The organism is Streptomyces sp. CRN 30 (assembly GCF_034105845.1).
Map to the genome: position 1 here is coordinate 1 of NZ_JAVRHI010000091.1, position 12,057 is coordinate 12,057.

Annotated in this window: 9 protein-coding genes; 4 read left to right on the forward strand and 5 right to left on the reverse strand. The window is 71.8% G+C overall.

Annotation, left to right across the window (positions count from 1 at the left end; all coding sequences use genetic code 11):
* Window positions 1-53 precede the first annotated feature (53 nt).
* From UW392_RS08475 to UW392_RS08490, 4 genes are all read right to left on the reverse strand, one after another.
* A complete protein-coding gene (locus tag UW392_RS08475) occupies window positions 54-770 on the reverse strand; it encodes an alpha/beta hydrolase (RefSeq protein WP_320774263.1) in 717 nt (238 codons plus the stop codon).
* 45 nt (window positions 771-815) lie between these two features.
* Window positions 816-1,787, reverse strand: coding sequence for an alpha/beta hydrolase (locus tag UW392_RS08480; protein WP_320774264.1), 972 nt, complete (start codon window positions 1,785-1,787; stop codon window positions 816-818).
* Between the two features lie 132 nt (window positions 1,788-1,919).
* Window positions 1,920-2,342, reverse strand: a complete 423-nt coding sequence (locus UW392_RS08485; protein WP_320774265.1) for a hypothetical protein — start codon at window positions 2,340-2,342, stop codon at window positions 1,920-1,922.
* A gap of 152 nt (window positions 2,343-2,494) precedes the next feature.
* A complete protein-coding gene (locus UW392_RS08490) occupies window positions 2,495-3,007 on the reverse strand; it encodes a GNAT family N-acetyltransferase (RefSeq protein WP_320774266.1) in 513 nt (170 codons plus the stop codon).
* A gap of 246 nt (window positions 3,008-3,253) precedes the next feature.
* On the opposite strand from UW392_RS08490, the gene UW392_RS08495 reads away from it, so the two are divergent.
* Window positions 3,254-4,816, forward strand: coding sequence for a pectate lyase (locus UW392_RS08495; protein WP_320774267.1), 1,563 nt, complete (start codon window positions 3,254-3,256; stop codon window positions 4,814-4,816).
* A gap of 99 nt (window positions 4,817-4,915) precedes the next feature.
* Window positions 4,916-5,935 (forward strand): LacI family DNA-binding transcriptional regulator, encoded by a 1,020-nt coding sequence (locus UW392_RS08500; RefSeq protein ID WP_320774268.1) that lies wholly within the window; start codon window positions 4,916-4,918, stop codon window positions 5,933-5,935.
* Between the two features lie 67 nt (window positions 5,936-6,002).
* On the opposite strand, the gene UW392_RS08505 is transcribed toward UW392_RS08500, so the two are convergent.
* A complete protein-coding gene (locus UW392_RS08505) occupies window positions 6,003-9,296 on the reverse strand; it encodes a LamG-like jellyroll fold domain-containing protein (protein WP_320774269.1) in 3,294 nt (1,097 codons plus the stop codon).
* A 625-nt stretch (window positions 9,297-9,921) separates the two neighbouring features.
* Here UW392_RS08505 and UW392_RS08510 point away from each other — a divergent pair.
* A complete protein-coding gene (locus UW392_RS08510) occupies window positions 9,922-11,298 on the forward strand; it encodes a family 43 glycosylhydrolase (protein WP_320774270.1) in 1,377 nt (458 codons plus the stop codon).
* 107 nt (window positions 11,299-11,405) lie between these two features.
* Complete coding sequence (locus UW392_RS08515; protein ID WP_320774271.1) at window positions 11,406-11,876, forward strand: MarR family winged helix-turn-helix transcriptional regulator; 471 nt, start codon at window positions 11,406-11,408, stop codon at window positions 11,874-11,876.
* Window positions 11,877-12,057 lie beyond the last annotated feature (181 nt).

Genomic DNA, 12,057 nt, shown 5'->3' on the forward strand with positions numbered 1-12,057 from the left:
GGCGGTGACGCCCCCGGGCGCCCGGGACGGTGCGGGCGGACGCGGTCCGCGGGTCAGGCCGTCGCGCGGACCGCCGTACGGATCAGCTCCGCGACCTCCGCCGGGCGCGACACCGCGACCGCGTGCGACGCGCCCTCGACCTCGACGACCGTCGCACCGGCCCGCTCCGCGCCGAAGCGCTCCACCTCCGGGTTGATCGCCTCGTCCGCCGTGGCCACCAGGGCCCAGGACGGCTTGGTGTGCCACGCCGCAGCCGACGCCGTCTCGGCGAACACCGAGGTGGCCAGCGGGCGCTGCGCGACCGCCAGTACCTCGGTCACGTCGGCGGGCACGTCCGCGGCGAAGATCCGCGGGAACGCCTCGGCCGCGATGGTCACCTCGACCGCCGGCTCCGCGCCCTCGACCGGGTACGTCCGCTCCTGGAGGTTGGCGACCAGGGAGGAGAGCGGGAAACGTCCCTGCAGCTCACCCAGGCTCTCGCCCTCCTCGGGGACGTACGCGGCTATGTAGACCAGCCCGACGACGTTCTCCGCGGCGCCCGCGACGGAGATGACCGCACCGCCGTAGGAGTGGCCCACCAGGACCACCGGACCGTCGATCTGGGCGGCCAGCGACCGGATGTACGCCGCGTCCGAGGCGAGGCCCCGCAGCGGGTTCGGCGGCGCCACCACCGGGATGCCGTCCTTCTGCAGCTCGGCGATGACGCCGGACCAACTGCCGGCGTCCGCGAAGGCGCCGTGGACGAGGAGGGCGGTCGGGGTCGTGCCCATGTCTGTCTCTCTTCTTCGTGTGAGGGGTCGGTACGGCCGGGAGTGTCAGCCGGCGTGCAGCGCGCCGCGCAGGACGGTGACGGCCTGGGTGATGGCGGCCTCCGCGGCGTGCGTCTCGCGCAGGGCGTTGAGCATCACGAAGTCGTGGATGATGCCCTGGTAGCGAACGGCGGTGACGGCGACGCCGGCCTCGCGGAGCTTGTTGGCGTAGGCCTCGCCCTCGTCGCGCAGGACGTCGGCCTCACCGGTGATGACCAGGGCCGGGGGCAGACCGGTTAGCTGCTCGGTGGTGGCGCGCAGCGGCGAGGCGGTGATCTGGGCGCGCTCGGCGGCGTCGGTGGTGTACTGGTCCCAGAACCACTGCATGCCGTCGCGGCGCAGGAAGTAGCCGGTGGCGAACTGGTGGTAGGACGACGTGTCGAAGCTCGCGTCGGTGACCGGGTAGAACAGCACCTGCTGGACGAGGGGGACGTCGCCGCGCTCCTTGGCCATCAGGGTGAGGGCGGCGGTCATGTTGCCGCCGACGGAGTCACCGGCGACGGCGAGGCGGGCGGCGTCCAGGCCCTTGCCGGCGCCCTCGGTGACGATCCAGCGGGCGACGGTGTAGTTCTGCTCGATGGCGACGGGGTAGCGGGCCTCGGGGGAGAGGTCGTACTCGGGGAAGACCACGGCCGCGTTCGCGCCGACGGCGAGTTCGCGGACCAGGCGGTCGTGGGTGTGGGCGTTGCCGAAGACCCAGCCGGCGCCGTGGATGTAGAGGATGACCGGCAGGGTGCCCTCGGCACCGGCCGGCTTGACGATCCGGGCGCGGACGGAACCGGTGGGACCGCCGGATACGGTGATCCACTCCTCGTCCACGGCCGGCTTGGCGATCTCGCCGGACTGCACCTCGTCCACCGCCTTGCGGCCCTCGGCGGGCGCGAGGTCGAACAGGTACGGCGGGTTCGCCGTCGCCTCCACGAACGCCTGGGCGGCGGGCTCCAGAACGGGCTGAACCGGCTCGACGGGGTGAGACATGACCAACTCCTGGGATATCGACGACCGCCGGTGAACCCGGCGTACAGCGCCACCGTCTCCGCGGATCGGCCGAAACGCGGACCAACGGTGCCGTCTGCGTCCACGCTAGAAGCCCCCGCGCCCGGTGCTTGCTCAACGGCGCACGGCCTCTGCTCCCACGGTGCACGGGACGACCCCCCAGAACCGACCCGCGACGCCGTACGACATCGCCCCCGTGAGTACGGGGCAGGACAGGCGCGAGGACGCCGGACCGCCGTTCGGGCGGCTGCTGAGGACACTGCGGCAGAGCCGGCGCCGGACCATCGAGGAACTCGCCGAGGAGTCCGGGGTGTCGTCCCCGTCGATCAGGCGTCCGGCGCGCGCCGCCGTCTGGGGGCCGGCCTGGACGCGGGTCACCCGGAGGGCACCGAGCCGCTCGCTCTCGATCCGTCCCGGCGACGGTTCGTCCTCCAGCGGACGGACGTCGAGCGGCACGTAGGCGCGGGAGACGGCGTCGCGCCGGCGCTCCGCCCGGTCGGCCGCGGGAAGTCCCGCGGTGGAGATGACGACGGACACGGATCACCCCCGGTGAGCCTCGGTGAGCTGAGGGGGCGAGGTGCCGGGCCGAACGCCGGGGGAACGGACCCGCGCCGGGCGGCGCCGCGTGACACCGCCCGCGCCTGGGACCACCTCTGCCGATACCGCGGGCGAGAGCCGCCGGGGACCCCTCAGCCGTGTGCCGCCGTCGCCGGCGGCATCGTGAACGAGATCCAGACGTCCGGCGGCAGTTCCGGACGGCCCGGTACCGGCCGCCGCTCCTCTGCCCAGGCGCCCGGTGCCAGCTCCGCGGCGGCCCGGCGCCAGAAGGCGACGGCGGGCGCGTTGGCGTCCTGGAAGGCGATCTCCCACGGGCCCGGATGCCGGGCGGCCACCTCCCGGACGGCCCGCAGCCCGATCCCCGTCCGGCGGGCGCCCCGCACGACGAAGAAGCTGTTCAGGACGCGCACCGGGCCGTTCAGCGCCCGGACGAAGGCGAAGCCGACGGGCCGGTCGTCGTGCGTGAAGAGGTACGGGGCCCAGTCGGCGTCGGTGAAGGCCGACCGGAGCCGGTCGTCGCGGAAGGTGCCGTCCGGCTCGGGCAGCACCCCGTTCATGCCCGACAGATCGTGCCGGAACAGTGGCCACAGCCGCTCCACCGTCGGACGGTCGGCGGCGCGGGCGGGACGGACGAGGTCGGACATGCGGCTCCTCGAAGGACGGTGCGGCCGGTCCCGAGATCTCTACCGCATCGCCATCGGGTAGAAAGCCATTTCTAGACTCAACAGCCCACCGTGACCCGTAACCGCGCGGACTCTTGCCAGTGTCACAATCGTCACCCTATCCTCCCCTGCGGAAAGCGCTTTCCCAGCTCTTCAGGGTCGCCCGGCGGCAACGGTTCGGCACCACCACACCATTCGGCACAGACGAAGAGGCAAGGGGAGTCGAGGATGAGACGACCAGTCGCGGTGCGGCTGTACGCGGCGCTGGGGACGCTGGCCCTCGCGGCCGCGACCGGCGCGGTCCTGACGGCGCCGGAGGCGACAGCGGCCACCGCCGGAGTCACGGGCTACGCCACCCAGAACGGCGGCACCACCGGAGGCGCGGGCGGCACCACCGTACGGGCCACCACGGGCACCGCCATCCACCAGGCCCTGTGCGGCCGGGCCTCCAGCAGCACCCCGATCACCATCCAGGTCGAGGGCACCATCAACCACGGCAACACCACGAAAGTGTCGGGCGACAGCTGCAACACCGCCGCCGACAAGATCGAGCTGAAGCAGATCAGCAACGTCACGATCGTGGGTGTCGGCAGCGGTGCCGTCTTCGACCAGCTCGGCATCCACATCCGCGAGTCCAGCAACATCATCATCCAGAACGTGACCGTGCGGAACGTCAAGAAGTCGGGCTCGCCCACCTCCAACGGCGGCGACGCCATCGGCATGGAGAGCGACGTCCGCAACGTGTGGGTCGACCACACCACCCTGGAGGCGTCCGGCGGTGAGTCGGAGGGCTACGACGGCCTCTTCGACATGAAGGACAACACCCAGTACGTGACCCTGTCCTACAGCACCCTGAGCAACTCCGGCCGCGGCGGCCTCATCGGCTCCAGCGAGAGCGACGTCTCCAACGGCTACGTCACCTTCCACCACAACCTGTACAAGAACATCGACTCCCGCGCGCCCCTGCTGCGCGGCGGCATCGCGCACATCTACAACAACCACTACGTCAGCCTGAACGAGTCGGGCATCAACTCCCGCGCCGGCGCCAAGGCCAAGGTGGACAACAACTACTTCGAGGACTCCAAGGACGTCCTCGGCACCTTCTACACCGACGCGGCCGGCTACTGGCAGGTGAGCGGCAACATCTACGACAACGTGACCTGGTCCAGCCCGGGTGAGGACACCGCTCCCGCCGGTCCGGACCCGCAGTCCAACACGACCGTCGGCATCCCCTACTCCTACACACTGGACCAGGCGTCCTGCGTCCCCGACGTGGTGAGCCGCACGGCGGGCGCGGGCAAGGGACTCCAGGTGTCGGACGGCAACTGCACACCGCAGACACCCGACCCGACCGACCCCACGGACCCGACCGACCCCACCGATCCGACGGACCCCACCGATCCGACCGATCCGACCGACCCCGGCGGGACCAACCTCAGCATCGGCGCGGGCTCCGACGGCTCCAGCAAGGCGAGCGGGACCAGCTACGGCAACGTCCGCGACGGTGACCTGACCACCTACTGGTCACCGAACGGCACGACCGGTTCGGTCTCCATCAAGTGGGACACCGCCACGACCGTGTCCACGATCGCCGTACGGGAGACCTCGGGCGCCACGGGCCGCATCGGCACCTGGCGCGTGCTGAACGCCGACACCGGCGCCGTCCTGACCTCCGGCAGCGGGGGAGGCGTCATCTCCTTCCCCGCCACCTCCCTGCGCAAGATCACCTTCGACATCACCGGCGCGTCCGGGACTCCGCAGGTGGCCGAGTTCGAGACGTACGCCGGGTGACGTAGCGCGCCCGCCGGCCCGCCCGGAAACCCGCTGACCCGGGACCGGGCGGGCAGTACCATGACCGGCGTCAACGAAGCAGCACGAGGACGGAACACCGTGCGGGTCAGCCTCAAGGACGTCGCCGCGCACGCGGGGGTCTCCATCAAGACCGTCTCCAACGTGGTGAACAACTATCAGCACGTCACCCCCGCCATGCGCGAACGCGTCCAGCGGTCCATCGACACCCTCGGTTACCGGCCCAACCTGGCCGCCCGGCACCTGCGCAAGGGCCGCACCGGCATCATCGCCCTCGCCCTCCCCGAACTCGGCAACCCCTACTTCGCCGAGCTCGCCGCCGCCGTCATCGACAGCGCCGCCGCACACGACTACATCGTGCTCCTCGACCACACCGGCGGCCGCCGCGAACAGGAACTCCTGGTCAGCCAGGGGTTCCGGGCCCGGGTGATCGACGGCCTGATCCTCAGCCCCATCGAGCTGGAGACCGAGGACCTGCGCGACCGCGCCGAGAACGTCCCGCTGGTGCTGCTCGGCGAGCGCGAGTACGACCTGCCCTACGACCACATCGCCATCGACAACGTCGCCGCCGCCCGCGCCGCCGTCCGGCACCTGACCGGCATCGGGCGCCGGGAGGTGGCGTTCATCGGCGCGCGCAGCGGCGGCAGCCACACCGCCCAGCTGCGCGTACGCGGCTGGCGCGAGGAACTGACCGCCGCCGGGCTCCCCGCCGACGACGGTCTCGTCGCCGCGACCGACAGCTGGGGGCACGCCGACGGCGAGGCGGCCATGCGGCGGATCCTGGACTCCGGGCGGCGGCCCGACGCGGTCTTCGCCTACAACGACCCGATGGCCATCGGCGCCCTGCGCGTGCTGCACGCGCGCGGTGTGCGCGTACCGGAGGACATCGCCGTCGTCGGTTTCGACGACGTGGTCGAGGGACGGTTCGCGGCGGTGAGCCTCACCTCCGTGTCCCCCGACAAGACGGCGATCGGCCGGCTGGCGGTGGAGTCGGTGCTCGCCCGGCTCGGCGGCAACACCCCGGAACCCCGGCGTATCCGGGCGGAGCACCGCCTGGTGACACGCGAGAGCACACTGGGCCGCCCGCGCGAACAGGTCTGAAGACGCGGCCGGCCCGGCGGAGCCCGTCAGGGGACGGGTCCGCCGGGCCGGCCGGATCAGGCTCCGGTCACGGCTGTTCGGAGGAGTGCAGGGCGCTCACCTCCGCGGCCGTGAGCGCGTGGTCGAAGGCCCGGACCTGGTCCACCGCACCGTTGAGGTAGTCGGTGTCCGCGCCGTTCCACTGGGCCCGGCCGAGCGCGAGCGGACCGGTGCCCACATAGGCGGGGCCGCTCGCCGCGGTCGCCGCGAGGCGGCCGTCCACGTACAGCTCGATCTGACCGCTCGCCGCGTCGCGCACACCGACGAGGTGGTACCAGCGTCCGGTCTCGGGCGTCGTCACCAGCCGCGCCCGCTGCTCGCCGGGCATGCTGAACGCGAACGCCCCCTGCCCGTACTGCAGGTAGAACGGGCTGGCCTGGCGCCGGCCGTCCTGGCTGACGGCGGTGGCGTAGTTGCCGGGGAGCGCGTCGAGCCGCACCCACGCGGAGACCGAGTAGCTGCCGGTGGTGTCGAGCACCGGGCCGTCCGTCTCGGCGTGCTGGCCCCGGCCGTCGAACTTCAGCGCGCTGCCGCTGATCCCGTCGGTCCAGGCCGTGCCCGCGGAGAGGGTCAGGTCCCGGCCGCCCGGGCCGGCGTCGGCGGCGGTGGTGCCCGCCGCCTCGTCGAGGGCCCAGTGGCCGCCGCCCTTCAGCTCCTCGCGGTCGCCCGCCGCGGCACCGGCCGCGATGACCTTCTCGTTGACCTCACAGACCCGGACCGGATCGACCTTGATCTCCCGGCGGTCGTAGGTGTACAGGCCGTTGAGTTCGTTCTCCAGGTCGGTGATCTGCGTGTACACCGAGCCGGACAGTTCGGCGCCGGCCTGGTCGAGGTAGAACTTCTCGGTGTTCTCGACGTACTTGCGGGTCAGTGCCTCCTTGTCGGCGACACCGCTGTAGATGACGGTCGGGGTGCCCGGCCACATGTGGCCCGGGGTGCGCAGCGTGAAGCCGCCGTGTTCGCCGTCCATGGCGGCCCGGTGGTCGGGGAAGGGCGGATCGTCGTTGTTGTAGTCGTGGTGGTCGATGATGTCGCCCTTGCCGGAGTCGCCCTTGGAGTTGCAGCAGTTGACCCCGCTGTGGGCGTTGACGATCCGGGAGGGGTCGGCGGCCTTGACGGCCTCGGCGATCCGGCCGCTCTCCTCACGGTTCCACTCGCCCCAGCCCTCGTTGAAGACGATCCAGCCGATCACCGAGGGGGAGTCGTGGTGCTGCCGCATCACCTCCCTGCCCTGGTCGACGAAGGCGTCCTGGCCCTTCTCGCCGGTCAGGTCGCCGGAGACGAAGTCCTGCCAGACCAGCAGGCCGAGCCGGTCGGCGTGGTAGAACCAGCGCGCCGGTTCCACCTTGATGTGCTTGCGGACGGCGTTGAACCCGAGTTCCTTGTGCGCCTGGAGGTCGAAGGCGAGGGCCTCGTCGCTGGGCGCGGTGTACAGTCCGTCCGGCCAGAAGCCCTGGTCGAGCGTGGCGAGGGAGAAGACCGGCTTCCCGTTGAGCACGAGCTTCTGATAGCCGCCGACCTCCTCGACGCTGATCTCCCGCATGCCGAAGTAGCTGCCGACCCGGTCGGTGGAGCGGCCGTCGGTGAGTGTGACGTCGAGGTCGTAGAGGTACGGGTCGTCCGGGCTCCACAGGTGCTGCTTCGCCACCGGCAGCCGCAGCTCCTTCCCGGCCGGTCCGGTGACGCGGCCGACGACCTTGCCGCGCTTGTCGCGGGCGACGGCCTCGACCCGGGCCCGTGAGGAGGCACCGGCGGACCCGACGGTCACCGCGAGGGTGCCGGTGTCGATGTCGGGGGTGGTGACGACGTCGTCGACGGCGGTCCGGGCGACGGGCTCCATCCACACGGTCTGCCAGATGCCGGAGGACTGGGTGTAGAAGATGCCGCCCGGGTTCGTGGACTGCTTGCCCTTGGGCTGGTCGGCGCCGCCGGTGTCGGTGACCGCGACGACGATCTCCTGCTTGCCCTTGCGCTTCAGGGCGTCGGTGATGTCGGCGCTGAACGCGGTGTAGCCACCGGTGTGTTCGGCGACCTTCTCGCCGTTGACCCAGACGGTCGACTCGTAGTCCACGGCGCCGAAGTTGAGCTTCAGCCGGCTGTCCTTGCCGACCTTCCACTTCTCGGGCACCTCGACGAGCCGCCGGTAGAACATGTGGTCCTCGTGCCGCTCCAGACCGGAGAGCTGGGACTCCACCGGGAACGGCACGGTGATCTTCTCGTCGAGTTCCTTGCCGAAGACCGGCTGCTCGCCCGCCTCGGCGCCCGCGAACTGCCACTGCCCGTTCAGGTTCTTCCACCGGTCGCGCACCTGCTGCGGCCGCGGGTACTCCGGCAGCGGGTTCTTCTTGTCGAGCCGGTCGCCCCACTCGGTGGTGAGCCGGTGGGCGGAGGAGTTCTCCGCGTACCGCCGGACCTCCGGCACGGTCTCGCCGCCCGCCGTGAGGCCGCCCTCGCCGTCGTAGGCGAACCGGACCTGCTGGCCCTGCTGGATCGGCTCGGCGAGTGTGACGAGCAGGGAGTCGGCGTCGCCGGGGGCCGCCGCGGCCGACTCCACCGGCATGGCGGTGGTGTCGGCCTCGACCTTCAGGTGGTCCGCGACATCCGTGAGGCCGCCGACCTCGTCCTCGAACCTGGCCCGCAGCCGCTTCCCGTCCTCGGCGACGGTGAGTTCCACCGGGTAGACCTCGAAGCCGTCCGGCGGGGTGAACGCCGACATCGGCACGGGCTGCTTCGCCGTCGTCGGGGACGACCAGCGCAGGAACATGTTGGCGCCGCCGGTGTCCTGGAACATCTCCAGCCGGAAGTCGTGCTTCTCACCGGCCGCCAGCCGTACCGGCGCGCTCGTCTGCTCCTTGTCCCAGTCCGGTTCCCAGTGGTCGATGACGGGCTCGCCGTCGATGAGGAGCCGGAAGCCGTTGTCGCCGACGGCGTAGAACGTGTAGTCGCCGGTCTCCGGCGCCTCGATCCGGCCCGTCCAGCGGGCGGTGGTGTGCTCGGTGCGGCCGGTCAGCTCCTCGAACGTCCCCGTCAGAGAGGAGAAGCCGATCTGCGGGTCGAGGAGGGTGCCGCCCAGCTCGGCGAAGTCCCGGGCGCCGGGCGCCGACATGGCGAAGTACTCGCCCTTCAGGCCGTGCACCTCGGCGGCGGGGGTCTCCGCGGCGGGAGTCCCGGCGGCACGTGCGGAGGCGCTGCCGGCCGGTGCGGCGGACTGCTGCGCGGCCGACGCGGTGGCCGGCAGGCCGGCCGCCGGCAGCAGCAGGACCGCCGCGGTCAGCAGCGCCCCCACTCCGGCACGGGTTCGTGGGGGGTGTCGTCTCGTCATCGGAGCCTTCCTCGCGCGGTGCGCGGACCGGCTGCGGACACACAGCCGGCCAGGGGCACGGCGAGGCGGCGGCCCGTATACGGTCGCGGCGGTTCTAACGTTGGAAATCGAGTGACAGCGGAATGACAACACGGCACCGGACGCCTGTCCATACCCTGTGCGAGCGCCTGCCCGGCCGGCCGGGCAGGCCCCGGGAGCCGACACCGCGTTACATGATCTTCATGATGCCGCTCTGCCGCCGGTGCTCTCGCGTGACCTGCGGGAACGCCGGGACCCGCGTGGTGCGGTGGAGCCGGAGGGGTCCGGATTAAATATCCGGAGTGTTGACGTAATTCGAAAGCCCTTCGCATGCTGGGGACATGGCATCCACGGAGGGCCTCACCGCAGACACCGGCCGGACCGCGACGGCGTGTCCGTACGCGCGCTGTCGTCCCTGACGCACACCTGCGCGACACCTTCCCGCGGGCCGCACACCGACGGCGCCCGCGGCCCCGTCCCCCTCCGGCGCGGCCCCACCGGGCCGCCGGACGCGTCCCCTCGCCGTACCCCGCGCCGCTCCCTCCTGCCCGCACGCCGGAAACCGGTGCGGGTGAGCGGCCACGACCACGAAAAGAGAACGCCACTGATGACCCACAGCGAGAACAGCTTCCCCGTCGGCAGGCGGTCCCTCCTGGCGGGTGTCGCCGGCGTCGGGGCGGCCGCCGTGCTCCCGACGGCCGCGGCTCAGGCGGCACCGGCCGCCGCCTCCGTACCGGCCTCCGCCACAGCCGCCGCCACGGCCTCCGTACCGGCGAAGTCCGCGTCCTCGCGCCGGTACCCGCGCAACTGGCCCGACCCCGAGCCCTACGGCCTGGCCGACGCCCGGACCGACCTCTGGCCCCGCGAGGACAACTCCTTCGTCCTCCCGCTGGAGTTGCGCCCCCGCGACAAGGAGCGCGGCACGGTCTGGATCCGCGACACCTACGTCAACTGCTTCGTCGTGGACGGCCGCCCGCTCTACGTCGCCACCGGCACCACCCGCGTGCCCGGCCTCGAAGTCGCCGCCCCCTGGAACGACGGCATCTTCGTCTGGACCGCCCGCTCCCTCGAAGGCCCCTGGAGACTGGCCGACACCACCCGCGTCCGGCCCGACGCGGAGAAGGGCAAGGTCTGGTCGCCCGAGTTCGTCGGCGAGAACACCGCCGGACGCACGGTCGTCGCCCCCTGGCAGGAGTACTGGACCGACGACAAGTACGGCAAGCGCGGCCACGCCTGGGCGCCGGAGGTGCACTACTTCCGCGGCAAGTGGTACATCGTCGCGTGCACCGGCGACTACGCCAAGAAGGTCGGCTCGTTCATGCTCGTCAGCGACGGCGGCGTCGAGGGCCCCTACCGGCTGGTCGAGGGCAACCTGGAGAAGCCTTTCGGCGAGTCGTTCATCGGCGGCCCCGGCTTCATCGAACCCGGCGCCTACCACCACATCGACGGCGGCCTGTACTCCGAGGGCGACGACGCGTGGCTCGTCCTGCACAACAACCTGTACGCCAAGTTCCGGGACGACATGGAGGACATCGTCACCCCGACGGACCTCCCGAAGTTCCAGCAGCAGCCGTACTCGCCCGAGCCGTACCTGGAGGGCGCCTACGTCTTCAAGCACAAGGGCAAGTACTTCCTGGTGCACGCCGCGTGGAACCGGGCCTCCGTCAACGCCGACGGCACCACCCGCCACGCCTACGACGTGGCCGCCACCGGCCGCGTGCAGTACCAGTACGACGCGATCGTCGCCGTCGCCGACACGTTCGAGGGCCCGTACTCCGAGCGGTACACCGCCGGTGTCGGCGCCGGGCACAACAACTTCTTCACCGACCACCGCGGCGACCTCTGGGCCACCTACTTCCTCAACCCGGCCGCCGGCTACTGGTCCAACGCCTCACGCGTCGGCGACGCCGCCGTACCCGGCGTCGTCCGCCTGGAGTGGACCGGGCCCGAGGGCAACCGCCTCTACGTCCAGCGCCGGAAGTAACCGGCGCCCGACGCGCCGGCCCGGGGCGACGCCGGCCGCCCCGGGCCGGGGAGCGGGCGGCAATGGCTGCCTTGACATAGGTATGACAGCATATTTACGCTGACCGTATGCCCGAGAAGAATGCGTCCGCCCAGGACATCGACCATGTGGCCGCCGGCCTCGTGGCATGTCTGCCGGGGCTGGCTCGGGCCCTCGACCGGCAGGTCGCGCAGGACTACGCGCACCCCAAGCCCCCCGAGGCGCAGCTCGCGCTGTTGCGGCACGTCGAGGACAACGACGGCGTGACCGTCCGCGCGGCGGCCGAAGCGCTGCTGATGAAACCCAACAACGTCAGCGCGCTGGTCACCCAGCTGACCGAGCAGGGACTGCTGGAGCGCCGGCAGGACGCGGCCGACAAACGGGTCGCGCACCTGCACCTCACCCCCACCGCCCGGCAGCAGCTCGCCGACGTGGAGCGCCTGATGAGCGCCCACCTCGGCAGCGCGCTGCGGGCCATGACGGAGGGTGAGCTGGACGCTCTCGGCTCGGCCCTGAACGCCCTCGCGGCACTCGGCCGGCACCTCCACCCCCGTCACTGAGCACCAGCCGCCCCGGTCCCCGCGTGGACCGGGGCGGTCGTGACGGGACGTGGTCACCGGCGGCTCCCGCGGCCTCGCGGCGCCGTCACGACACCCCGCGGAACCCTCACGCCCTCCCGGCCGTCTCCGTCGCGCTCCGTGACCGGGCCGGCCGGGTACCGCTGCTGTTCTCCGCACCCAC

Bases quoted from the DNA above. Each gene is read 5' to 3' on its own strand.
- UW392_RS08475 (WP_320774263.1), bottom strand. From the start codon at position 770: ATGGGCACGACCCCGACCGCCCTCCTCGTCCACGGCGCCTTCGCGGAC.
- UW392_RS08510 (WP_320774270.1), top strand. From the start codon at position 9,922: ATGACCCACAGCGAGAACAGCTTCCCCGTCGGCAGGCGGTCCCTCCTG.
- UW392_RS08495 (WP_320774267.1), top strand. From the start codon at position 3,254: ATGAGACGACCAGTCGCGGTGCGGCTGTACGCGGCGCTGGGGACGCTG.
- UW392_RS08515 (WP_320774271.1), top strand. From the start codon at position 11,406: ATGCCCGAGAAGAATGCGTCCGCCCAGGACATCGACCATGTGGCCGCC.
- UW392_RS08490 (WP_320774266.1), bottom strand. From the start codon at position 3,007: ATGTCCGACCTCGTCCGTCCCGCCCGCGCCGCCGACCGTCCGACGGTG.
- UW392_RS08480 (WP_320774264.1), bottom strand. From the start codon at position 1,787: ATGTCTCACCCCGTCGAGCCGGTTCAGCCCGTTCTGGAGCCCGCCGCC.
- UW392_RS08505 (WP_320774269.1), bottom strand. From the start codon at position 9,296: ATGACGAGACGACACCCCCCACGAACCCGTGCCGGAGTGGGGGCGCTG.